At 71.0% G+C, this 22,773-nt stretch carries 25 protein-coding genes; 14 read left to right on the forward strand and 11 right to left on the reverse strand.

Features of this window, described 5'->3' with window-relative positions; genetic code table 11:
• Window positions 1-1,110 precede the first annotated feature (1,110 nt).
• The gene (locus KBB57_RS17875) at window positions 1,111-1,698 is read right to left on the reverse strand and encodes a hypothetical protein (RefSeq protein WP_290753169.1); all 588 of its coding nucleotides are present in this window, start codon (window positions 1,696-1,698) and stop codon (window positions 1,111-1,113) included.
• Between KBB57_RS17875 and KBB57_RS17880 the strand changes: the two genes are divergently transcribed.
• The 4 genes from KBB57_RS17880 to KBB57_RS17895 all read left to right on the forward strand — a co-directional run bounded on the left by KBB57_RS17880 (window position 1,685) and on the right by KBB57_RS17895 (window position 3,303).
• A complete protein-coding gene (locus tag KBB57_RS17880; protein ID WP_290753172.1) occupies window positions 1,685-1,993 on the forward strand; it encodes a WYL domain-containing protein in 309 nt (102 codons plus the stop codon). The genes KBB57_RS17875 and KBB57_RS17880 overlap by 14 nt on opposite strands.
• Window positions 1,994-2,201: 208 nt before the next feature.
• Window positions 2,202-2,552 (forward strand): transposase, encoded by a 351-nt coding sequence (locus KBB57_RS17885; RefSeq protein ID WP_290753175.1) that lies wholly within the window; start codon window positions 2,202-2,204, stop codon window positions 2,550-2,552.
• The gene (locus KBB57_RS17890) at window positions 2,549-2,701 is read left to right on the forward strand and encodes a hypothetical protein (RefSeq protein ID WP_290753177.1); all 153 of its coding nucleotides are present in this window, start codon (window positions 2,549-2,551) and stop codon (window positions 2,699-2,701) included. Before KBB57_RS17885 ends, KBB57_RS17890 begins: the two co-directional genes overlap by 4 nt.
• A gap of 23 nt (window positions 2,702-2,724) precedes the next feature.
• Window positions 2,725-3,303, forward strand: coding sequence for a DDE-type integrase/transposase/recombinase (locus KBB57_RS17895; RefSeq protein ID WP_290753180.1), 579 nt, complete (start codon window positions 2,725-2,727; stop codon window positions 3,301-3,303).
• On the opposite strand, the gene KBB57_RS17900 is transcribed toward KBB57_RS17895, so the two are convergent.
• The 5 genes from KBB57_RS17900 to KBB57_RS17920 all read right to left on the reverse strand — a co-directional run bounded on the left by KBB57_RS17900 (window position 3,290) and on the right by KBB57_RS17920 (window position 9,251).
• On the reverse strand, window positions 3,290-4,210 hold the full coding sequence (locus KBB57_RS17900; protein WP_290753183.1) for an ABC transporter permease: 921 nt from the start codon (window positions 4,208-4,210) through the stop codon (window positions 3,290-3,292). The genes KBB57_RS17895 and KBB57_RS17900 overlap by 14 nt on opposite strands.
• A complete protein-coding gene (locus tag KBB57_RS17905) occupies window positions 4,203-5,213 on the reverse strand; it encodes an ABC transporter permease (protein ID WP_290753185.1) in 1,011 nt (336 codons plus the stop codon). The genes KBB57_RS17900 and KBB57_RS17905 overlap by 8 nt, the downstream gene beginning before the upstream one ends.
• Window positions 5,214-5,489: 276 nt before the next feature.
• A complete protein-coding gene (locus tag KBB57_RS17910) occupies window positions 5,490-7,190 on the reverse strand; it encodes a peptide ABC transporter substrate-binding protein (RefSeq protein ID WP_290753188.1) in 1,701 nt (566 codons plus the stop codon).
• A 35-nt stretch (window positions 7,191-7,225) separates the two neighbouring features.
• Window positions 7,226-8,254 carry an ABC transporter ATP-binding protein gene (locus tag KBB57_RS17915; protein ID WP_290753191.1) on the reverse strand — a complete coding sequence of 343 codons (1,029 nt, stop codon included), beginning with the start codon at window positions 8,252-8,254 and terminating at the stop codon, window positions 7,226-7,228.
• Window positions 8,247-9,251, reverse strand: coding sequence for an ABC transporter ATP-binding protein (locus KBB57_RS17920; protein WP_290753195.1), 1,005 nt, complete (start codon window positions 9,249-9,251; stop codon window positions 8,247-8,249). Before KBB57_RS17920 ends, KBB57_RS17915 begins: the two co-directional genes overlap by 8 nt.
• A gap of 226 nt (window positions 9,252-9,477) precedes the next feature.
• Between KBB57_RS17920 and KBB57_RS17925 the strand changes: the two genes are divergently transcribed.
• Entirely contained in the window at window positions 9,478-10,650 is a 1,173-nt protein-coding gene (locus KBB57_RS17925) for a M20 aminoacylase family protein (protein WP_290753198.1), read from the forward strand.
• Window positions 10,651-10,666: 16 nt separating this feature from the next.
• Here the strand turns inward: KBB57_RS17925 and KBB57_RS17930 are convergent, their stop codons facing one another.
• The 5 genes from KBB57_RS17930 to KBB57_RS17950 form a co-directional block, all read right to left on the reverse strand.
• Complete coding sequence (locus KBB57_RS17930) at window positions 10,667-11,302, reverse strand: DUF1796 family putative cysteine peptidase (RefSeq protein ID WP_290753199.1); 636 nt, start codon at window positions 11,300-11,302, stop codon at window positions 10,667-10,669.
• A 618-nt stretch (window positions 11,303-11,920) separates the two neighbouring features.
• A complete protein-coding gene (gene ureC, locus KBB57_RS17935; RefSeq protein WP_290753201.1) occupies window positions 11,921-13,624 on the reverse strand; it encodes an urease subunit alpha in 1,704 nt (567 codons plus the stop codon).
• A 9-nt stretch (window positions 13,625-13,633) separates the two neighbouring features.
• Window positions 13,634-13,939, reverse strand: a complete 306-nt coding sequence (locus KBB57_RS17940) for an urease subunit beta (RefSeq protein WP_290753203.1) — start codon at window positions 13,937-13,939, stop codon at window positions 13,634-13,636.
• Window positions 13,940-13,948: 9 nt separating this feature from the next.
• The gene (gene ureA / locus KBB57_RS17945; RefSeq protein ID WP_290753207.1) at window positions 13,949-14,251 is read right to left on the reverse strand and encodes an urease subunit gamma; all 303 of its coding nucleotides are present in this window, start codon (window positions 14,249-14,251) and stop codon (window positions 13,949-13,951) included.
• A gap of 19 nt (window positions 14,252-14,270) precedes the next feature.
• Window positions 14,271-15,155, reverse strand: a complete 885-nt coding sequence (locus KBB57_RS17950) for an urease accessory protein UreD (protein WP_290753210.1) — start codon at window positions 15,153-15,155, stop codon at window positions 14,271-14,273.
• A 322-nt stretch (window positions 15,156-15,477) separates the two neighbouring features.
• Here KBB57_RS17950 and KBB57_RS17955 point away from each other — a divergent pair, with 322 nt between their 5' ends.
• From KBB57_RS17955 to cas1, 9 genes are all read left to right on the forward strand, one after another.
• Window positions 15,478-15,900 (forward strand): urease accessory protein UreE, encoded by a 423-nt coding sequence (locus tag KBB57_RS17955; protein WP_290753213.1) that lies wholly within the window; start codon window positions 15,478-15,480, stop codon window positions 15,898-15,900.
• 10 nt (window positions 15,901-15,910) lie between these two features.
• Entirely contained in the window at window positions 15,911-16,537 is a 627-nt protein-coding gene (gene ureG / locus KBB57_RS17960; protein ID WP_290753230.1) for an urease accessory protein UreG, read from the forward strand.
• 9 nt (window positions 16,538-16,546) lie between these two features.
• Window positions 16,547-17,212 (forward strand): urease accessory protein UreF, encoded by a 666-nt coding sequence (locus tag KBB57_RS17965; protein WP_290753215.1) that lies wholly within the window; start codon window positions 16,547-16,549, stop codon window positions 17,210-17,212.
• 95 nt (window positions 17,213-17,307) lie between these two features.
• A complete protein-coding gene (locus KBB57_RS17970) occupies window positions 17,308-17,544 on the forward strand; it encodes a hypothetical protein (protein WP_290753234.1) in 237 nt (78 codons plus the stop codon).
• A 385-nt stretch (window positions 17,545-17,929) separates the two neighbouring features.
• Window positions 17,930-18,628 carry a type I-C CRISPR-associated protein Cas5c gene (gene cas5c, locus KBB57_RS17975; RefSeq protein WP_290753217.1) on the forward strand — a complete coding sequence of 233 codons (699 nt, stop codon included), beginning with the start codon at window positions 17,930-17,932 and terminating at the stop codon, window positions 18,626-18,628.
• Window positions 18,625-20,406, forward strand: a complete 1,782-nt coding sequence (gene cas8c, locus KBB57_RS17980) for a type I-C CRISPR-associated protein Cas8c/Csd1 (RefSeq protein ID WP_290753220.1) — start codon at window positions 18,625-18,627, stop codon at window positions 20,404-20,406. The genes cas5c and cas8c overlap by 4 nt, the downstream gene beginning before the upstream one ends.
• Entirely contained in the window at window positions 20,403-21,359 is a 957-nt protein-coding gene (cas7c, locus tag KBB57_RS17985) for a type I-C CRISPR-associated protein Cas7/Csd2 (protein WP_290753223.1), read from the forward strand. Before cas8c ends, cas7c begins: the two co-directional genes overlap by 4 nt.
• Complete coding sequence (gene cas4, locus KBB57_RS17990) at window positions 21,359-21,997, forward strand: CRISPR-associated protein Cas4 (RefSeq protein ID WP_290753225.1); 639 nt, start codon at window positions 21,359-21,361, stop codon at window positions 21,995-21,997. Before cas7c ends, cas4 begins: the two co-directional genes overlap by 1 nt.
• Window positions 21,998-22,001: 4 nt before the next feature.
• On the forward strand, window positions 22,002-22,712 hold the full coding sequence (cas1, locus tag KBB57_RS17995; protein ID WP_290753227.1) for a CRISPR-associated endonuclease Cas1: 711 nt from the start codon (window positions 22,002-22,004) through the stop codon (window positions 22,710-22,712).
• The last annotated feature ends 61 nt before the right edge of the window (window positions 22,713-22,773 follow it).

Here is a 22,773-nt window from a genome sequence, read left to right on the forward strand (position 1 = left end):
CCGGCTCCGCAGGTCGAGGGAAAGAGATTTCGCCATGTCCGCCGACCTCCTCCCGGCGGACAGCTTGAATCAGAAACCAGCCCTCGCGGGAATCCCCGAGATTCAGCACGGTCGGCTATCGCTCTAGTAGGCTAACACCGGCCTTCCGTCAGGTACGGCAGCACCGGCTCTATTTAGAAGGTCGATCTCGACCGTCACGGGAGCACCGACGGACCGGTGATCCGTCGTTCGGGACGGAAGTCCAGACTGATCTTGGCCGCCCGGCTGTCATCGGCATAAAACAAACCCCGTATTCCTCCCACGCTACTTGAACAACCTGAGGTCGAGACAATCAAGCAACATCCTGCCCGTGAATGGCTCGCACTTTCCGCCCTTCCCTCGAGCTGCGGCGGATCGCGGAGAGGGCTCTCACGGCGGTGGTCGACGAGGCCTACAGGCGGATCGGCGCGCAGGCACCGTGGCCGAGCTCGACGTGGGCGTGCTCCGGCGCCACCCTCTGGACCTCGGCGAGGAGGTCGGAGCAGAGCGCGCGCCGCAGAAGATGCTTCGGGTGCGGCTTTGCGCTTCAGCGTGGTGCCGGTGACCACGTAGGACCAGGCCCCGAGCGCCGACGGCCGCTCCACCCGCTCGAGGATGTCGCTCCAGCCACCCCAGGCGCCGCCGGCCAGCGCGCCCTGGAACATCACCTCGGCGCCCCGCTCCAGCGCCCCGCGGGTCGCGGCGACGCCCTGCGCCAGCGACAACCCCTCCTTCACGATCTTGCACGATCTTGACGACGACGCCCCGGCCCGCAGCCTCTCAGCCGCGCCAGGTGGCGCGCCTCGTGGGCGTCGCCGTGGCGCTGCAGGAGCTCTGCGTCCTCGCTGTCCGCGGCCGGCACGGCCCCCGTTCCCCTCATCCGCGCCAAGTCGAGCGTCGTCGCGTGGGCGCATCCGGCGAAGCGCATGAGGTCGGACGCGGAGAGAAGGACATCCGACTCGTTGCTCTGCATCTCTCCGCTCCCCTCAGCGCCTCCCCAACCCCGCCGGAGCGCCCACGCGCGTGGCGAGTCGCCCGCAGCCTTCTTATGGGCTGCCTTCGGTGACAAAACCTGTCATTGTATTCGGTAGCTCAGGCAGGGACTGAACTCAACTGCCGCGCGACAAAATGGTGAAACGAGATGAAATACAGCTGCGCAAGTATCAGGAAACTCGCGGGTACGAGATAAAGCCCTGGGCTTGCGGGGGTAGCGGCATGTCGCTCGCCAAGGCCCGAGACCTGATGCGGCTCGCCGAGATGGCGGCGGCGCGACACCAGGGAGTGTCGCTCGCCGAGATCGCGGAGGAGTTCGGCGCCGATCACCGCACCGCGCAGCGGATGGCGCGCGCGCTTGAGGATACCTTTCCAGGGATCGAGATCCGCACCGACGAGGCCCGCCGGCGCCGCTGGAAGCTGCGCGACCCTGGCCTCGCCCGTTTCCAGGGTGTCCGCGACGACGAACTCGCCGCGCTCGAGATGTCGATCCGCCGCGCGGAACGCGAGGGGGCCGAACCGGATGTGGCAGCGCTCGCTGCGCTGCGCGACCGGCTCCTCGCCTGCATGCCGGGTCCGCACGCCCGCCGCGCCGAGGCCGACGCCGAGGCGCTGATGGAGGCCCAGGGGTTCGCCGCCCGTCCCGGGCCGGCGGTGCGGGCCCGCGCCGGGCGTGCTCGAGACCATCGCCGAGGCACTGAAGGGCCCCTTCCTCCTCGTCATCACCTACGCCGGCGCCGACGGCATCGCCGCCGAGCGCCGGGTGGCCCCGCACGGCGTGCTGCTCGGCATGCGCCGCTACCTCGTCGCCCGTGACGAGGACCGCGACCCGGGCTTGCGCCATTTTCGCGTCGACCGGATCCGCGCGGCACGCCTCCTCGGGTCGAGCTTCATTCGGCAGCCCGACTTCGACATCGCCGCGCACGCGGCGCGCGCTTTCAGCTCCTACCAGGACGAGGCGCGCTTCGGCGAGGTCGTCTAGCGGTTCGCGCCGCGTGCCGCCGAGACCGCCCGCGCCTTCGTCTTCCACCCCGGCCAGCGGCTGGAAGACCAGCGCGACGGCTCGCTCGTCGTGCGCTTCGAGGCCTCCGGCTGGCTCGAGATGGCCTGGCACTGGAGTGCGCCCTTGGGGTTGGACAGTCGGTTTGGTTTGAATTGACCGGGTGCGGGGCTTTCGAGGAAGAAGGTCCATGCCCCGACACCGCAGACACAGCGTCGAGTTCAAGCGTCAGGTCGTCGCGGAGTATCTCGCCGGCGAGACGCTGCACGCGCTCGGCCGCCGCCACGATCTCTCGCGCCACCTGATCCGGGTCTGGGTCGAGAAGGCCGAGGCCGGCCAGCTCGACCAGGACATTGCCGCCGCCGACCTGCTCGGCGCCTACGAGGCGAAGATCGCGGCGCTGGAGCGGCTGGTCGGCCAGCAGACGCTGGAGATCGAGTTCCTAAAAAAAGCGCAGAGGATCGCCCGGTCGCCGACAAGCGCACCCTCGTCCGCGACCACCGTCCCGACGGGCTCTCGGTCGAGCGGGGGTGCGCGATGATGGGGCTCGCGCGCTCGAGCTACTACGCCGCCCCGGCCGGGCCGTCGGACGAGAGCCTCGTCGCTGAAATGCGGGCGATCACCGACGAGTTCGAGGCTTACGGCTACCGCCGGGTCGGGCCGAGCTGCGCCACCGCGGCCATGTGGTGAATGCCAGGAAGGTGCGGCGGCTGATGCGGGAGAACGACCTCAACCCACGGACGCGCCGGCGGTTCTCCCGCACCACCGACAGCGATCACGACGGCCCGATCTTCCCGTTCGTGGCGCGGAGCTACGAGGTTCACGGCCCCGATCAGCTCTGGGTCGGCGACATCACCTACGTCGCGATCGCCTCGGGGTTCGTCTATCTCACGGTCATTCTCGACGCCTGGTCGCGGCGGGTCGTGGGCCACGCTCTCGCCCGCGACCTCGAGGCCCGCCACAGCGTCGCGGCCCTGGCGCGCGCGATCGCGCTCCGCCGCCCGCCGCCGGGCTGCGTCTTCCACTCCGACCGCGGCGCCCAATACGCGAGCGGGGCCCACCGTCGGCTCCTCGCCGAGCACGGCTTCATCGGCTCGATGAGCCTGACCCTGTCCAGCAAAAGGGGCGCACTCCAGATCAGAGTTCATTTTTGGCCCCGGCTTGTTGTCGGAGAAGCGCTATTTCGCGCGGTCGCGTCTGAACGCCGGCACCGCCCCCTGATCCTCGGGTCCAAAGCGTCTGTCCAGCGCCGTCTCGGCCGCGAAGGCCGTGGTGTGCTCACCGCCCCCTGATCCTCGGGTCTAAAGCGTCGCGGAGGCCGTCGCCGATGAAGTTGATGGAGAGGACCGTCAGCGAGATGGCGAGGCCGGGCCAGATGACGCGGGCCGGCGTCAGCGTCATGAAGTCCTTGCCGTCGTAGAGGAGGCGGCCCCAGGTCGGGAAGTCGGGGGGGAAGCCGAGGCCGAGGAAGGAGAGCGCGCTCTCGGTGATGATCGCCGAGGCGACGCCGATCGTCGCGGAGACCATGATCGGCGACAGCACGTTCGGCAGGACGTGGCGCAGGATGATCCGCCAGGACGGCGTGCCGATCGACTTGGCGGCGAGGACGAACTCGCGCTCCTTGAGCGCGAGGACGTCGCCGCGGACGATGCGCGCCGTCTGCATCCACGAGGTGACGCCGATCAGGAACACCATGAGGAGGAAGATGCCGGTCTCCGGGCCGAACATCACCCGCAGGGTGTCGCGGAAGAGCATGATCGCGACGAGGAGCAACGGCAGCAGCGGCAGGGCGAGGAAGAGGTCGGTCGCCCGCATCAGCACGCCGTCGAGGCGGCGGAAGTAGCCGGCGAGGACGCCGATCAGCGTGCCGATGACCAGCGAGATCAGCATGGCGATCACGCCGACGAGGAGCGACACGCGGCCGCCCTGCAGGACCTGGGCGAAGATGTCGCGGCCGATGTTGTCGGTGCCCATCGGGTGGGAAAGCGAGGGCAGCGCATTCCGGGCGCGCACGTCGATGAACTGCGGGTCGGTCTTGTAGAGCATCGGCCCGAAGGCGATGCAGAGCACGATCGCCGCGAAGATCACCATGCCGAGCATGGCGCCGCGGTGGCGGCGGAAGGCGGCCCAGACGTCGGACCACAGGCTGCGTTGCGGCGTGTCGATGGCGGGGGGCGGGGCGAGGGTCGCGTCACTCATAGCGGATCCTCGGGTCGAGCATGCCGTAGAGCAGGTCGGCGACCAGATTGAAGAGCACGATCAGCACCGCGAACATGAAGGTCAGCGTCTGCACCAGCGGGATGTCGGCGCCCTGGATGCCGGTGATGAGAAGCTGGCCGAGGCCGTTCACCCGGAAGATCTGCTCGGTGATGATGGCGCCGCCGAAGATGGTCGGGATGCCGAGGGCGATCACGGTGACGACCGGGATCAGCGAGTTGCGCAGCACGTGGATCAGGAGGACGGCGCGCTCGCGCAGGCCCTTGGCGCGGGCGGTGCGGACGTATTCCTGGCCGAGGTTGTCGAGCATGGCGGCGCGCATGAAGCGGCTGAGCTGCGCCGCGTTGAAGAGGGCGAGCACCATGACCGGCATGATCATCTGGCGGATCTGGAGCCAGAAGGTATGGGCGTCGGTGACCCGGAGGTTGGTGTCGTAGATCGACGGCAGCCAGCCGAGCCAGACCGAGAAGATCACGATGAAGAGGAGGCCGGTGAAGAAGGTGGGCACCGAGAAGCCGATCATCGCGAAGAGCGTGCCGAGCTGGTCGAACCAGGAATACTGGCGGTAGGCGGAGATCACCCCGATCGGGATGGCGATCAGCACGCCGACGAGGTAGCTGAGCCCGACCACCCAGAGCGTCTGCGGCATGCGCTCGAGGACGAGGTCGACGACCGGCGAGCGGGTCTGCCACGAGATCACCCGCAGCCGCTGGCCGTCGCCGAAGCTCCAGCCCGTGGCCTGCTCGATCAGGTGCAGCGGCTCGTTGATGAAGAACTGGTCGAGCCATTTCAGGTAGCGGACGTGGAAGGGCTCGCCGAGGCCGAGGGAGAGGCGGATCTGCTCGCGCACCTCGGCGGGGATGGTCAGCGGCAGGTTGGAGGTCGGGTCGCCCGGGCTGAGGTCGAGGAGGGAGAAGATGATGAAGCTGATGACGAGCAGGGTCGGGATGGCGAACAGGAGCCGTCTCAGGGTGTAGGCGAGCATGTGACCCTCCTCGGCCGCCGGTCCGGGCGGCGGGGCCCGCCCGGGTAGTGCTTCGCGCCGGCGCGGCGGGGTGGCCGCCGCGCCGGCCTTGCTTCGGGTCGGGGCGGCGGGGTCGCCGCCGGCCGGGTTCTCGTTTCAGGACGGCGGGCCGCCCGGGTCTCCTCAGGTCGGAGCGGCGGGGGCGCCGCCCGGGTCTCGTCAGGTCGGGGCGGGCCTGGGCGCCGCCCGCGTCTCGTCAGCCGGGGCGGCGCCGGGGCGCCGCCCCGGGCGTTCCGATCAGGACTTCTCGCGGTACCAGTCGGCCGCGTTCCAGAGCTCGCTGTCCCACGGGTTCATGATGACGCCGCCGAGGGCCTTGGACTTGGTCGAGACGCGGCCGCGGTGGACGAGCGGGATGAAGGAGGGCGAGTTGACGATCATGTCGTTGAGCTCGATCGCGATCTTGGCGCGGCCCTCCTGGCCGGCGGTCCTGCCGAGCTCGGCGTGGAGCGCGTCGTAGTCGGGGCTGCACCAGCGCGAGGTGTTGTTGCCCTGCCACTGGTTGGCCGGGCTCGGGGCCTGGGAGCAGACCCAGTCGCCGAGATACTTCTCCGGGTCGGTGCCGTCGAAGTTGTTCGCATACATCTCGACGTCGGCGTAGAACTTCTGGAAGGTGTCGGGCGAGCCCGGATCGCCGCCGAAATAGACGCCGCCGTCGATGTTGCGCAGCTCGGTCTCGACGCCGATCTGCTGCCAGTCCTGCTTGATGAGCGCCTGCGCCGCCTGGCGGACGGAGTTGGTCGAGGTCTGGAACAGGAGCGACAGGCGCTTGCCGTCCTTCTCGCGGACGCCGTCGGAGCCCATCTTCCAGCCGGCCTCGTCGAGGAGCTTGTTGGCCTGGTCGACGTCGCGGGTCTTGCACCAGTCGTTGTTGGGGGAGGCGTTGTAGTCCGGCGCGGGCACGAGGTTGCAGGTCATCTGGCCGGCGGCGCCGTAGCCGGTCTCGATCAGGATCGCCCGGTCGATGGCGAGGGAGAGCGCCTTGACGACGTTGAGGTCGGTCAGGATCGGGTGCGGGTGGGCGACGGTGGAGCGCTCCTCGCCGAGGGCGGGGTCGGGGTCGGTCTGGTTGACCTGGATGCGCTCGACCAGCGTGCCGAAGGCGGAGATCACCTCGCCCTTGCCGGCGGCTTCCATGGCGGTGAGGATCTCGGGCTCGACCTGGGCGTTCCAGGCGTAGTCGAACTCGCCGGTCTCCAGCACGGAGCGGGCGGCCGAGGCGGCGTCGCCGCCGCCCTTCAGCACCACGTTGGCGAAGGCGGGCTTCTCGGGGTCGCGGAAGTTCGGGTTGGCCGAGAGGGTGACGACGTCGTTGGCCTTGAAGTCGTCGACGACGAAGGGGCCGGTGCCGATCGGCTTGGTGTTGGCCTCGGTGCAGGTGGGGGCGTTGACGCCGAGGCAGTCGGCGAACTGCGCCTTCTGGATCAGCGGGGCCTGCGCGCCGACCAGCGGCCCGTAGGGGTAGGGCTTCGGCACGTCGAAGGTGATCTTGATGGTCAGCGGATCGATCGCCTCGACGCTCTTCACGTCGCCGAAGTTCGGGAGCTGGGCGCAGCCGCCGTTCGGGTCGGTGCAGTACTGCCAGGTGAAGACGGCGTCGTCGGCGGTGACGGGGGTGCCGTCGGACCAGAGGAGGCCTTCCTTGAGCTTCCAGGTGATGGTGGTGAGGTCCTCGGAGACGCCGCCGTTCTCCACGGTCGGGATGTCCTGCGCGAGGTAGGGGACGAGTTGGCCGTCCTGGTCGAAGCGGGCGAGCGGCTCGAGGACGAGGCTCGCCGCCTCGAGGTCCTTGGTTCCGGAGGAGAGGTAGGGCGTCATGACCGAGACGGCCTGCCAGTAGAGCACGTTGACCTGGCCGTCCGATCCGCGCTCGGCATGGGCCGCGGGCGCGAGCAGCGCCAGCGCCGCCGCCCCCGTCAGCATGGTTCGAAGTGTCATGGATCGCTCCTTCGGTTGGAGGGGAGGGCGCGCGCTCATGCCGCGCGCGCCGCGGGTTCGGCCAGGAAGCATGCGGCCCGGTGGCCGGCCCCGAGGTCGTAGAGCGGCGGGGTCTCGATCCGGCAGCGGTCGAAGACCTTCGGGCAGCGCGTCGAGAAGGCGCAGCCCGGGGGCGGGTTGGCCGGGCTCGGGACGTCGCCCTTGAGGACGATGCGGCGGCGGCGCGCCTCGACCTCGGGATCGGGGCTCGGGACCGCGGAGATGAGCGCCTGCGTATAGGGGTGCGCCGGCCGGTCGTAGAGCGTCTCGCGGGCGGCGATCTCGACGAGGCGGCCGAGATACATGACCGCGACCCGGGTGGCGAGGTGGCGGACCATCGAGAGGTCGTGGCTGATGAAGAGGTAGGTGAGGCCGAGGCGCTCCTGCAAATCTTCGAGCAGGTTCACCACCTGGGCCTGGATCGAGACGTCGAGGGCGGCGATCGGCTCGTCGCAGACGATGAACCTCGGGTTGAGCGCGAGGGCGCGGGCGATGCCGATGCGCTGGCGCTGGCCGCCGGAGAACTCGTGCGGGTAGCGGTTGGCGAAGCTGCGGTTGAGGCCGACCGCGTCCATCAGCTCCAGCACGCGGGCGCGGCGGGCGGCGCGCGACTGGCTTGTGTGCTCGTCGAGCGGCTCGGCGATGATCGAGCCGACGGTCATGCGGGGGTTGAGCGAGGCCTGCGGATCCTGGAAGATCATCTGCATCCGCGGCCGCAGCGACCGCAGCGCGTCGCCCTCCAGCCGGGCGATGTCGCGGCCCTCGAGCAGGATGGCGCCGGAGGTGGGCTGGTAGAGGCGCAGGATCGCCCGGCCGGTGGTGGACTTGCCGCAGCCCGACTCGCCGACGAGGCCGAGCGTCTCGCCCTCGGCCACCGAGAAGCTGACGTCGTCGACCGCCTTGACCGCCCCGACCCGGCGGCGGAGCACGCCCTTGTAGATCGGGAAGTGCATCCGCAGCCCCTCGACGCGCAGCAGCGGCTCGGCGGCGGGAGCAGGCAGGGCGTCAGCACGGGCGTCAGACATGGCGGGGCTCGTCGGTGGCGGGGTCCCACCAGCAGGCGACGTCGTGGCCGTCGCCGACCGGGATGCGTATCGGGTTCTCGACGCGGCAGCGGTTGAAGGCGTGAGGGCAGCGCGGCACGAAGGGGCAGGCCCGCGGCGGCTCGAACAGGATCGGCGGCTGGCCCTCGATGGTGCGGAGCCGCCTCGCGCGGGGGCCGGTCACCGAGGGGACGGTGGCGAGGAGCGCGCGGGTGTAGGGGTGCTTGGGGTCGGAGAAGATCGCCTTGACCGGGCCGTGCTCCACCACCTGGCCCGCGTACATCACCATCACCCGGTCGGCGATGCCGGCGACGAGGCCGAGGTCGTGGGTGATCCAGATGATCCCCATGCCAAGCTTCTGGCGGAGGTCGCGCACGATCTCGAGGATCTGCGCCTGGATCGTCACGTCGAGCGCGGTGGTGGGCTCGTCGGCGATCAGCACCTTGGGGTCGCAGCTGAGCGCCATGGCGATCATCACGCGCTGGCGCATACCCCCCGAGAACTGGTGCGGGTAGTCGTCGAGGCGCCGGACCGGGTCGGGGATGCCGACGAGCTTCAGGAGCTCGGCGGCGCGGGCCCGGGCGGCGGATTTCGACAGGCGCAGGTGGACGCGCAGCGGCTCGACGAGCTGATAACCCACGGTGAAGACCGGGTTGAGGCTCGTCATCGGGTCCTGGAAGACGAAGCCGATCTCGCCGCCGCGCAGCTCGCGCATGGCGCCGTCGGACATCCGGCGCACATCGCGGCCCTGGTAGCGGATCTCGCCGCCGGTGATCCTGGCGGGCGGCGAGGGGAGCAGCCGCATCAGCGACATCATGGTGACGGACTTGCCGGAGCCGCTCTCGCCGACCACGCCGAGGAGCTCGCCCGGTCCGATCGAGAAGCTCACGCCGTTCACCGCGTGGACCGCGCCGTCGCGGGTCTGGAACACGGTCTGCAGGTCGCTTACTTCCAGGACCGGCGCGGGTCCGTCAAGCATCCAGGGCCCCCTGCCGTGCGTCGCGGCGCGAGCGTCGTTCTCGGCCTGCCGGCGACGCCATTGCCGAAAGTAAACAGCAAGATCCCCGTGCTCACAACGGGGAAATGCGGCTTGACGCCTCCGGGGCGGCTCCGCAGATTGCCGGGGCGGCCGCCTCGCAGCCGAAGGCCGGGGCCGCGCCGCGCCGCGCGGCCGGCCCGGTCGCCAACAGCACGAAGGCGCCCCGATGCCCGTCCTCAACCGCCTCGCCGACCGCGCGCCCGTCCATGCCGAGTGGCGGCGCGACCTGCACCGGCATCCCGAGCTCGAGTTCGACGTCCACCGCACCGCCGGGATCGTCGCGGAGAAGCTCGCCGCCTTCGGCTGCGACGAGGTGGCGACCGGGATCGGGCGCACCGGCGTGGTCGGGCTGATCCGCGGGCGGAGCGTCGCCTCGGGCCGGGTCGTCGGCCTGCGCGCCGACATGGACGCGCTGCCGATCGCCGAGACCTCCGGCGCGCCCTGGGCGTCGGAGACGCCGGGCAAGATGCACGCCTGCGGGCATGACGGACACACCGCGATGCTGCTCGCGGCGGCGGAGCACCTGGCCGAGACGCGGGCCTTCGACGGGACGGTGGCGGTGATCTTCCAGCCGGCCGAGGAGGGCGGCGGCGGCGGGCGCGAGATGGTCCGCGACGGCATGATGGAGCGGTTCGGGGTGCAGGAGGTCTACGGGATGCACAACCTGCCCGGGCTGCCGGTCGGCGACTTCGCCGTGCGGCCCGGGCCGATGCTGGCGGCGGCCGACCGGTTCATCGTCGAGGTCGTGGGCAAGGGCGGGCACGCGGCGATGCCGCATACGACGATCGACCCGACGCTCGCGGGGGCGGCGATCGTGCAGGCGTTGCAGTCGATCGTGGCGCGGAACGTCGATCCGCTGAAGGAGGGGGTGGTGTCGGTGACGTCGTTCCGGACGGCGAGCGACGCCTTCAACGTCATCCCGGAGCGGGTGGAGCTGCTCGGCACGGTGCGGACGCTGTCGCCGGAGATGCGCGACCTGATCGAGGCGCGGATGGGCGAGGTGATCGACGGCACGGCGCGGGCCTATGGGGCGACGGCGCGGTTCGAGTACCAGCGGAACTATCCGGTGACGGTGAACGATCCCGCCTGCGCGGCCTTCGCCGCGCGGGTGGCGGGGGACGTCGTGGGGGCGGCGCGGGTGGATCCGGCGGCGCCGCCGCTGATGGGGGGCGAGGACTTCGCCTTCATGCTGGAGGCGCGGCCGGGGGCGTTCATCTTCGTCGGTAACGGCGACACCGCGGCGCTCCATCACCCCGGCTACGACTTCAACGACGAGCTGATCCCCTATGGCGCGAGCTACTGGGTGCGGCTGGTCGAGACGGCGATGCCGGCCGCCTGAGGTGGGCGCGCCCGGGTCAGACCGGGCGGGTCATGGCGCCGGGGCGGAGGGGGAACTCGGCGAAGACGCGGTCCCAGGACGGGACATGGCCGTCATGGGCGCGCGAGGGGTCGGCGAAGCGGGCGAGGTAGCGGTTGTGGATGCGCGGCTCGCCCCAGTCGGGCTCGGCGCGGTCGAAGGTCTGCAGGACGGCGACGGCGAAGTCGTGGGCCGGGTAGCGGCCGGCGAGGAGGTCGCGCAGCTCGACGGCCTTGTCGCGGGCGGCCTCGTGCGCGGTCTTGACCACGTAGAGGACGCGGTTGGGCGAGGCGGAGAGCGTGCGGAAGCGGTCGGCGAGCATGGCGTACTTGGCGGCGCTCTCGGCGTAGAGGGCGTCGAAGCGCGGGCCTTCGAGGGCGCGGCCCAGCTCCTTGCGGAAGGCGCTGTGGTATTTCATGCCGTAGCCGCGGTCGAGGACCATGCCGACGTCCTGGGTGACCTCGAGGTTCTGGCGGGCGTAGGCGCCGTCGAAGTCGGCGCGCAGGATCTCGACGAGGGAGTCGAGGGGCGTGACCAGCCAGTTGAAGTAGTAGGCGACGTCGCGGCCGAGCAGGCGGCGGAACTGGAACGCGGCCTCGCAATTGTGGCCGAGCGAGACGTAGTTGTCGAACATGGGACCCCCTCCCCGCGGCAGAGCCGTCCCACCCGGGACGCGGATCCGTTGATACACGCATGGGTTGAGGGCGTCGCCGGGCGCGTGCGCGGTTGCTTTCCGGAGGGTGAAGGGACGGGGTCGGCCGGTCCCGGGGCGAGGCCGACGTCCCGTCCCCGCCTGCCGATCCCGCACGCTGTTCACGCGTGAATATTCGGCAAGCCATTGATTTCATTATAGTCGGTTATATTGTAACGCTTGCACGACGGTGGAGCCGAAGCCCGGCCGGAAGCAGGTCACATCGGTGACGCCAGACGGATTTGACCCGTGGCAAATCCGTCCGCGATCGCCCCTGCGGGGGGCGAGCGCGATTCCGCGCTCGCCGGGGCGATCACGGACGGATGGTGCGCTCCCAGAGAAATCTGCGCCCCTCACGGCTTCCGCGCCAACGCGCTCCAGCCGTCGGCGCGGCGAAAGCCGTGCTTTCGCTTGTCGCGCCGTGGCCTCGCGGGCAAGCCCGCTTCGGTCGATCGGGGCCCGTGGATCCGGCTGGGCCGGCAGGCGTCGTGCAGCGTGGCTTGCCTGTCCTCAGGTCCGTCCGCCTTGTCGAGGCCTGCGCCGGTCGGGTCGCTGCCGGTTTCAGAACAGGAAGTAGCGCTGGGCCATGGGGAGCACGCTGGCCGGCTCGCAGGTGATGATCTCGCCGTCGACGCGGACCTGGTAGGTCTGCGGGTCGACCTCGAGCCTGGGCGTGAGGCCGTTGTGGATCATGTCGCGCTTGCGCAGCGTGCGGACGCCGCGGACGGCGGCGAGGGCCTTGGAGAGCCGGAGCTTCTCGCCGATGCCCTCGTCGAGGGCGGCCTGCGAGACGAAGGTGACGCCGGTCGAGGCCAGCGCCCGGCCGAGGACGCCGTACATCGGCCGGTAGTGGACCGGCTGCGGCGTGGAGATCGAGGCGTTGGGATCGCCCATCGGCGCCATGGCGATCATGCCGCCGACGATGACGAGCTTCGGCTTCACGCCGAAGAAGGCCGGCTTCCACAGCACGAGATCGGCGCGCTTGCCGACGGCGACCGAGCCGATCTCGTGGGCGAAGCCATGGGTGATCGCCGGGTTGATCGTGTATTTCGCCACGTAGCGCTTCACGCGGTGATTGTCGTTGCGGCTCGAGTCCTCGGGCAGCGGGCCGCGCTGCACCTTCATCTTGTGGGCGGTCTGCCAGCAGCGGAGGATGGTCTCGCCGATGCGTCCCATCGCCTGGCTGTCCGAGGACATCATCGAGAAGACGCCGAGGTCGTGCAGGATGTCCTCGGCGGCGATGGTCTCCTTGCGGATGCGGCTCTCGGCGAAGGCGACGTCCTCGGGGATGCCGGGGCTGAGGTGGTGGCAGACCATGAGCATGTCGAGGTGCTCGTCCACCGTGTTGATGGTGTAGGGCCGCGTCGGGTTGGTCGAGGAGGGCAGGATGTTCGGCTCGCTCGCCGCGGTGAGGATGTCGGGGGCGTGGCCGCCGCCCGCGCCCTCGGTGTGGAAGCTGTGGATCGTGCGGTCCTTCATCGCGGCGATGGTGTCGCGCACGAAGCCGCTCTCGTTCAGCGTGTCGGTGTGCAGCGCGACCTGGACGTCCATCTCGTCGGCGACGGTCAGGCAGTTGTCGATGGCCGCCGGGGTGGTGCCCCAGTCCTCGTGGAGCTTGAGGCCGACCGCGCCGGCGCGGACCTGCTCGCGCAGGCCCTCGGGGAGGCTCGCGTTGCCCTTGCCGAGGAGGCCGACGTTGACCGGGAGCGCCTCGGCGGCCTCGAGCATCCGGTGGAGGGCCCAGGGCCCGGCGGAGCAGGTGGTGGCGAGCGTGCCCACGGTCGGCCCGGCGCCGCCGCCGACGAGGGTGGTCGTGCCGCTCGCCAGCGCCTCCTCGGCCTGCTGGGGCGCGATGAAGTGGACGTGGCTGTCGATGGCGCCGGCGGTGAGGATCGCGCCCTCGCCGGCGATCACGTCGGTTCCCGGCCCGATCGGGATGGTCACGCCGGGCTGGATGTCGGGGTTGCCCGCCTTGCCGATCCCCGAGATGCGGCCGTCCTTGAGGCCGACGTCGGCCTTCACGATCCCCCAGTGGTCGAGGATGATGGCGTTGGTGATGACGACGTCGGCGGTCTCGGCGGCGACGCGCTGGCTCTGGCCCATGCCGTCGCGGATCACCTTGCCGCCGCCGAAGGTCACCTCCTCGCCGTAGATGGTGCGGTCCTCCTCGATCTCGATGACGAGGTCGGTGTCGGCGAGGCGCAGCCGGTCGCCGGCGGTGGGTCCGTAGAGGTCGGCGTAGGTGGAGCGGGAAATCCTGGCCATTCGCGTTCCTCAGAGCTTGCCCATGACCGCGCCGCGGAACCCGTAGACCTCGCGGGCGCCGGCGAGGGCGACCAGCGTGACCACGCGGTTCTGGCCCGGCTCGAAGCGGACGGCGGTGCCGGCGGGGATGTTCAGGCGGAAGCCGCGGGCCCGCTTGCGGTCGAAGCGCAGCGCGGGGTTGGTCTCGTGGAAGTGGTAGTGCGAGCCGACCTGGATCGGGCGGTCGCCGGTGTTCTCGACCTCGATCTCGACGGTCTCGCGGCCGGCGTTGATCTCGATCTCGCCGTCCTTGATGAAGTATTCGCCCGGGATCATGGCCGCGCCTCAGGGGATGGGGTTGTGGACGGTGACGAGCTTGGCGCCGTCGGGGAAGGTCGCCTCGACCTGCACGTCGTGGATCATCTCGGGCACGCCCTCCATGACGTCGTCGCGGGTGAGGAGGGTGGCGCCCCAGGACATCAGCTCGGCGACGGTGCGGCCGTCGCGGGCGCCCTCCATGACGGCGGCGGAGATGTAGGCGATGGCCTCGGGGTAGTTGAGCTTGACGCCCCGCGCCTTGCGGCGCTCGGCGAGGAGGGCGGCGGTGAACAGCAAGAGCTTGTCTTTCTCGCGCGGCAGCAGCTCCATCGGGGTGTCCTCGGCGTTCTCAGGTTGACCAGATGCGCGGGGGGATGGCGGGCTTACCCAGCGCGGCCGAGCGCAAGGCCGCCCAGGCGGCGGCGAAGAGCGCCTTTCCCTCCGACATGCGCGCGCCGAGGTAGCGGCAGACCAGCACGTGTTCGAGCTGGCTTACGGAGAAGACGCGGGCCGCCTCGGCGTCGCCGGTCGCGGCGCGGATGCGCTCGGCCGCGGTCTCGGGCAGGGGGCCGGTGTAGACCATGGCCCCGACCAGCGGCCGGCCGGCGAGGGCGAAGGGTGCGTCGAGGAGCGGCGAGCCGCCGGCGAGGGCGAGGCGCTCGAACCAGATCGGGCGGCCGTCGCGGAAGATCTCGACGCGCTGGCCGAGGCGGCCCGAGGCGAAGCGCTCGCCCGCGGCCGGACGGCCGAGGCTGAGGAGATCCCAGCCGACATAGGCGGCGTCCGGCGCGAGGTCGACGCGGGTGGCGATGGACGCGTCGGCGCCGTCGAAGAGGATGGTCTCCTGCGGCAGGTGCTCGCAGATCGCGCCGGGGCCGACGTCGATGCGGGTGCGCGCCTCGGCGGGGCGGCCGGCGCTGCGGTAGAACTTCGTGGCGCCGGGGGTGGTGAGCAGCGCCCGCGCGCCGGGCGCGACGTGGCAGGCGATCTCCAGGCGGTCGCCGCCCGCGACGCCGCCGGGCGGGTGCAGCAGGTAGACGTGGGCGGCGCCGTCGGGCTCGGGGTGGAAGGGCCGCTGGACGGCCAGCGGGCCGAGGTGGCGGCGGCGCATGAGGCGGGTCTTGCCGGCGGCGGTCTCGAACCAGAGCTCGAGCTCGGCGCGCCAGCGTTCCGGCTCGGGAAAGGGCGGGGGGAGCGGGGCGGCGGCGCGATCGGCTGAAGGTGCGGCTACCACGGACGCCTCGACTTGTCGCGGGCAAGGCCCGACCGGCGCGGGAAGGTCTCGGATCGCCGGGGGAGGGTCGCCCTTGGGGGGTTGGATAGCGTCTGGGGGAGAGGGTGGCAACATGGAAGTGCGGCCGACTGCCTGGGTCTTGACCTTTTGCGGACAGGCGCCCAATCCTGTGGCAGTCTTGTTCGGAAAGGCGCCTATCCGCTGACCTTGCTGGGCGCCGGAGCGGCGGTTTGTGGTTCAGTGGAGACAGCGGATGCTACGTGCGACCTCGGTTTGTCGGTCGGATCGTGCCGGCGGGGGTTCCCCCGGGGCGGCGACGGCGGTGCTGCAGCACGACGAGCGGGTGCTGCGGCGGAAGGCGATCAGCCTCGCGGACGGGAGCCGGGTGCTCGTCGACCTGCCGGAGCCGGTGGCGCTCGCCGCGGGGGACGAGCTGGTGCTGGAGGACGGCGGGACGGTGGTCGTCGAGGCGGCGGTGGAGGCGCTGCACGAGGTGACCGCGCGGGATGCGGGGCATCTCGTCGAGCTGGCGTGGCACATCGGCAACCGGCATCTGCCGGCGGCGGTGTCGGCGGAGTGGATCCTGATCCTGCGGGATCATGTCATACGGGCGATGCTGGAGGGGCTCGGCGCCACGGTGCGCGACGTCGACATGCCGTTCGAGCCGGTGCGGGGGGCGTATTCGGGGCATGGGCACGGGCATGGGCATGGGCATGGGCATGATCACGCCGGGCACGGCGGCTGAGGGGGCGGGGATGGCGTTGCGGAACGGGCCTCTCCGCGTCGGGATCGGCGGGCCGGTGGGGTCGGGCAAGACGACGCTGACGGAGAAGCTGTGCCTGGCGCTGCGCGAGCGGTTCTCGATCGCGGTCGTCACCAACGACATCTACACCAAGGAGGACGCGCTGATCCTCGCGCGGCGGCAGGCGCTGTCGGAGGAGCGGATCATGGGGGTGGAGACGGGCGGCTGCCCGCATACCGCCATACGCGAGGATGCCTCGATCAACTTGCAGGCGATCGCGGAGATGCGCCGGAAGTTTCCCGACCTCGACGTGGTGTTCATCGAGTCGGGCGGGGACAACCTGGCGGCGACGTTCTCGCCGGAGTTGGCGGATCTGTCGATCTACGTGATCTCGGTGTGCCAGGGGGAGGAGATTCCGCGCAAGGGGGGCCCGGGGATCGCGCGGTCCGACCTGCTCGTCATCAACAAGAGCGACCTTGCGCCCTATGTGAACGTCGATCTCGGGGTGATGGAGGCGGACGCGCGGCGGATGCGGGGGGCGCGGCCGTTCGTGTTCACCGACCTGTCGCGGGCGCGGGGGGTGGAGGCGGTGGTGGACTTCCTCCTCGTCGACGGCGGCCTCGCGCCCGCGGCGCGCTAGGGGCGCCCGGTGGGCGCGCTGCCGCTGCACCTGCTGCGCCTCGTCAGCCAGAGCCTGCCGGTCGGGGCGTTCTCCTACTCGCGCGGCCTCGAGGCGGCGGTGGCGGCGGGATGGGTCGCGGACGAGGCGGGCGCGCGGGACTGGATCCTCGGCGCGCTCCAGTCGAGCGTCGCCTCGCTCGACGGGGCGCTGTTCTGGCGCATGGCGTCGGCGCTGGAGGCGGGCGACGAGGCGGGTTTCGCGCGGGCCGATGCGTGGCTCGCCGCGGCGCGCGAGAGCCGGGAGCTGCAGGCCGAGGACCGGCGGCTGGGGGCGGCGCTGCTGCGGCTTCTGGTTTCGCTCGACGTGCCCGGCGCCGTCCGGTGGCAGGGAAGGGCGCTCACCTATCCTGCGGCCTTCGCGCTCGCCTCCCGGCATTGGCGCGTCGACCCGGGGCAGGCGCTGGCGGGGCTGCTCTGGGCCTGGGTCGAGGCGCAGGCGATGGCCGCGATGCGGCTGGTCCCGCTCGGGCAGACGGCGGGGCAGCGGCTGCTGATCGAGGCGGTCGAGCCGATCGAGCGGGCCGCGCGCCTCGCCCGCGCCCTGCCCGACGACGAGGTCGGCGCGGTGGCGCCGGCTCTGGCGATGGCGAGCGCCTGGCATGAGACGCAATACAGCCGGCTGTTCCAGTCCTAGCGGCCGCGCCGGCGCCGCGAGCGGCGACCAGGCGGGGGTCGGGCGGACCCCCTCCCGACCCTAGGGCGAATTACGCGAGCGCAGTCTTCGGGCCGATGGTCGTCTCGATCTCCGGCCATGGCGTCGATCGGGAAGCCGCCCGCGGCGGCACGGCGGTGGATCGCCTCGGGCACGCTCGCCGCGTGGAAGCAGTAGAGCTTGTCGCCGACGACGTAGCCGTGCTCCCGGACGTAGGGCTCGCCGAGCAGAACGATCAGTGGGCCGTCCAGCGCTACCGCCACACGACCCTTGTCGCCGATGATCCCATCGTCGCATTGCCGCTGGCAGACTGACCGGCCCGGCATCGTCGGAGCCCGCGGTGGCCTCGCCAGCTACGCCACGCCAAGGGACCCGACCTCGATCTCGCCCCCCCCGCGGAGGCGAGAGGAGACGGAGAAGGCGTCCTGTGCACCCATCGCCTCGATCTTTACCATAACGACAGCGGCCTCTGGCGGAGGAGCTCGGCACATCCATGAATGGATTTCATGATGACGACGAGGCGAAGACCTTTGGTCTTCGCCCCGCCGCCCCACATCGCGATAGCGCAATACAACACTGTTTCGATCCACGTCCGCCTCCACGCATCCAGAGGCCAGAGGCCAAAATTGAGGCTTGACGACTCACCAGGGCTCTGCCCTGGTCATAATACTACACTGAAATGCACCTAGAGGAAACGCTTTGTCCTATGGGATTCGCCTGTGGGTCTCCGGGCCGTTCGGCCTGTTCACGAGGCCCGAGACCAAGGTCGAGAGAGTCAGCTATGACGTCATCACCCCGTCGGCGGCGCGGGGGGTGCTCGAGGCTATACATTGGAAGCCGGCGATCCGTTGGGCTGTCGACCGGATCCATGTCCTGCGGCCCATCCGCTTCCAGTCGATCCGCCGGAACGAGGTCGCGCACAAGGCCCCCGCCGGCAAGGTCCGCGCGGCGATGAGCCGCGGCGAGATCGGGGATCTGCGGCTGGTCGTCGACGAGGACCGGCAGCAGCGTGCCTCCACGGTGCTGGCGGACCCCGCCTATGTCATCGAGGCCCATTTCGAGCTGACCGACAAGGCCGGGCCGGAGGATGTGGAGGGCAAGCACCTCGACATCTTCAACCGCCGGGCCGGGCGCGGGCAATGTTTTCAGCAGCCCTGCCTCGGCGCGCGGGAATTCGCGGCGGATTTCCGGCTGATCCCCCATGACGCGCCATTGCCGGCGCCGGCGCCCAAGAGCCGGACCGCCGAGCTCGGTTTCGGGAGCCCGCGCGACCTCGGGCTGATGCTCTGGGACATCGACCATGCGGCCCCGGGGAAGCCGTCGCTGTTCTTCCGGGCGCGGCTGGAGAACGGCGTGATGGAGGTGCCGCCGCCGGGTTCGGCGGAGATCCTGCGATGAGCGTCCTCGCCGCCCTCGCCCGCGCCTATGGCCGGCTCGACGGCGCGCCGCCCTTCGGCTTCTCGACGGAGAAGGTCGGCTTCATTGTCACCCTGCGCGCGGACGGCGCGCCGGCCCATGCGGTCGACCTGCGCCGCGACGACAGGAAGCGGACGCCTGCGGCGGTCCTTGTCCCGCAGGCGGTGAAGCGGACGGTCGGCATCGCCCCGAACTTCCTCTGGGACAAGACCGCCTATGCGCTCGGCGTCACCGCGGGAGAGGGCAAGCGCACGGCGCAGGAGCACGAGGCCTTCAAGGAGCGCCATCGGGCGTGGCTCGACGGGACGGAGGATCCCGGCCTCCGCGCCTTCCTCGGCTTCCTCGACCGCTGGACGCCCGGGGACTTCGCCGCCCTCGGCTGGGACGAGAGCCTGCGCGACGCGAACGTCGTCTTCGCGCTGGAGTCGGAGTGGGAGGATGCCCTCCTGCACGACCGGCCGGCGGCGCGCGCGGCCTGGGCGCGCAAGGCCGGGGCGGAGGCCTCCGACCCGAAGATCTGCCTCGTCTCGGGCGAGCCGGGGCCGGTGGCGCGACTGCATCCCTCGATCAAGGGCGTCTGGGGGGCGCAGACGGCGGGGGCGAGCCTCGTCTCCTACAACCTCGACGCCTTCACCTCCTACGAGCACGAGCAGGGCGACAACGCCCAGGTCTCGGAGGCGGCGGCCTTCGCCTATACGACGGCGCTCAACATCTTCCTCGACCGCGAAAGCGGGCATCGGCTCCAGATCGGCGACGCCTCGACGGTGTTCTGGGCCGAAAGCGGCGACAGGGAGGCCGCCCGCACGGCGGAGGACATGTTCGCCGTCCTTTTCGGCGGCGAGAGCCGCGGCGACGACGCAAAGGCCGTCGCGGGCGAGGATGCGGCGCAGGCTAGGCGCGTCGGCGCGCGGCTGGCGGCGATTCGCGAGGGAAGGCCGCTCGCCGAGATCGATCCCGCGCTGGCGGAGGGGGTGCGGTTCTTCGTCCTCGGCCTCGCGCCGAACGCGGCCCGCCTCTCGGTGCGCTTCTACGTCGAGGACAGCTTCGGCGAGATCGCGCGGCGCTATCGGCGCTTTCTCGAGGACATGGCGATCGAGCCGCCCCCGCCCGGCCAGCCCGGCCTGTGGCGCTGGCTGGTCGAGCTCGCCGTCCAGGGCAAGCGCGAGAACGTGCCGCCGAACATCGCCGGCGACTGGATGCGCGCCATCCTGACCGGCGCGCCCTATCCCCGGACGCTGCTCTCCGCCGCCCTGATGCGGGCGCGGGCGGACCAGAGCGTCAACGTCTTTCGCGCGGCCATGATGAAGGCCGTGCTGGTCCGCAATTCCAGACAGGAGGTCCCGGTGTCGCTCGACGAGGACAACCCGAACGCCGCCTACCAGCTCGGCCGCCTCTTCGCGGTGATGGAGGGGGCGCAGTATGCCGCCCTCGGCCGGGTCAACGCGCCGATCGGCGACCGCTACTACGCCGCCGCCTCGTCCACCCCGGCGCGGGTCTTCGCCACGCTGCTGCGGGGCCTCAAGGTGCATATTGCAGACATACGCAAGCAGGAGCCCAGCGCCGGTGTGCCCGGCCGCGGATTGAGCGGCTGGTTCGACAAGCGCGTCGCCGCGATCATGGAGCGCCTGCCCGCCGACTTGCCGAAGACACTACGGCTCGAGGATCAGGCGCGGTTCGCGATCGGCTACTACCATGAAAAGGCTCGCCGCCATTCTTCTTCCAAGGCCGACACCGACGCTTCCGAAGGAGACGACGCATGACCGCCCCGCTTGCCCGCCGGATCGACTTCGCGCTGATCTTCGACGTGACGAACGGTAACCCGAACGGCGACCCGGACGCCGGCAACATGCCGCGGATGGACCCCGAGACCGGCCACGGCCTCGTCACCGACGTCTGCCTCAAGCGCAAGATCCGCAACTACGTCGAGCTGACCCGCGAGGGGCCGGGCCACCATATCTACGTCACCGAGGGCGCGGTGCTGAACGAGAAGCACCGCGAGGCCTACAGCGCGCTGCGGCCCGGCGACGCCGCGGTCGCCAAGGCCAAGACGCTGACGCCCAAGGGCGACGAGGAGGCCAAGGCGATCAGCGACTGGATGTGCGCGAACTTCTGGGACGTGCGCACCTTCGGCGGCGTGCTGTCGACCGGCATCAACGCGGGCCAGGTGCGCGGGCCGGTCCAGTTCGCCTTCGCCCGGTCCGTCGAGCCGGTGCTGCCGCTCGAGGTCTCGATCACCCGGATGGCGGCGACGAACGACAAGGAGCGGGACGAGCGTCGGACCGAGAGCTCCGAGGAGACCGAGAAGCGCGGCGACAAGCGCACCATGGGCCGCAAGCACGTGATCCCCTACGGCCTCTATGTCGCCCACGGCTTCGTCTCGGCCAAGCTCGCCGAGCGCACCGGCTTCGGCGAGGCCGACCTCGAGCTGCTGTTCGAGGCGCTCGCCTCGATGTTCGAGCACGACCGTTCGGCGGCGCGGGGGGAGATGGCGAGCCGCCGGCTGATCGCCTTCCGCCACGAGAGCGCGCTCGGCAACGCGCCGGCGCACAGCCTGTTGGACCGGATCACGGTGGGGCGCTCGGTCGACGGCGAGTTCCGCGAGATCGACGCGCGGCTCGACAACCTGCCTCCGGCCCGGCGGTTCTCGGACTATGCGGTGCGCATCGACCGCGAAGGCCTGCCCGGCGGCGTCGAGGTGCTGGACCTGCTCTGATGGAGGCCGCCGGCGAGCCCATCCCGCTCTCGGCGCTCCAGCACGCGGTCTACTGCCTGCGCCAGGCCGCGCTCATCCATCTCGAGCGCCTCTGGGCGGAGAACGTCTTCACCGCCGAGGGCGCCGTCCTCCACGCCGTCGCCGACAAGGGCGGCGGCCGCCATGCCCGCGGGGTGCGGCGGGTCATGAGCCTGCCGCTCGCCTCGCGGCGGTTGAACCTCGCGGGCGTCGCGGACGTGGTGGAGTTCCCCAGGGTCGGGGGGCAGGAGACGCCCTTCCCGATCGAGTACAAGCGCGGCAAGCCGAAGCTGCATCGCGCCGACGAGGTGCAGCTCTGCGCCCAGGGCCTCTGCCTCGAGGAGATGACCGGCGCTCCGGTCCCACAAGGGGCGCTGTTCTACGCCGCGACGAAGCGGCGGGTCGTCGTCCCCTTCGACGCCGACCTCCGTGCCCTGACCGAGGCCGCCGCCGCCGACCTCGCCCGCGTCCTCGCCTCCGGCGAGACGCCGCCGCCCACGCCGCTCAAGGCCCGTTGCCGCGCCTGCTCGCTCCACGACCTCTGCCGGCCGGAGGCGGTGGCCCGGCCCGCCCGCGCCTGGCGCGACCGGATGGTCGCCGCCGAGGTCGGGCCGCGGTGACAGGGTGAGGAAGCTCCTCAACACCGTCTACGTCACCACCGAGGGGGCCGCGCTGCGCAAGGACGGCGAGAACCTCGTCGCCGAGGTGGAGGGCGAGACGAAGGCGCGCGTGCCGCTCCACATGCTCGCCTCGGTCGTGGCCTTCGGTCCGATCCTCGTCTCTCCGGCGCTGATCGGCGCCTGCGCCGCGGCCGGGATCACCCTCGTCCTCCTCGACCGCAACGGCCGCTTCCAGGCGCGGATCGAGGGGCCGGTCAGCGGCAACGTCCTGCTCCGCCGCGCCCAGTATCGGGTGAGCGAGGCGCCGGAGGAGATCGTGCGCTCGCTCCTGATCGGCAAGGTCGCCAACCAGCGCGCCGTGCTGCTTCGGGCCCTGCGCGACCACGGGCCGGAGATGGAGCCGCCCGCCCGCGCCGACCTCGAGGCGGCGGCCGAGCGGGTCGCCCACGTCCTGCGCCGGATCACCTACGCCGACGCCGGCCTCGAAGCCCTGCGCGGCTCCGAGGGCGAGGCGGCGAACCTCTACTTCTCGGTCTTCGACCGGCTGATCCGCTCTCCGGACCCCGAGCTCCGCTTTCACGGCCGCTCGCGCCGCCCGCCGCTCGATGCGATCAACGCCCTCCTCTCCTTCCTCTACACGCTCCTCACCCATGTCAATCGGCGCGCAAACTCGACCCCCGATCGGCGTCCAATTTTAACCCCCTTGTCCAGTTAGAGAGACGGGCCTGACGCGCGGGAGCTATCCTACGGCGCAGGCGCGTCAGGCCCGTCTCTGG

It is taken from the genome of Amaricoccus sp. (genome assembly GCF_017993425.1).
Classification (GTDB): domain Bacteria; phylum Pseudomonadota; class Alphaproteobacteria; order Rhodobacterales; family Rhodobacteraceae; genus Amaricoccus.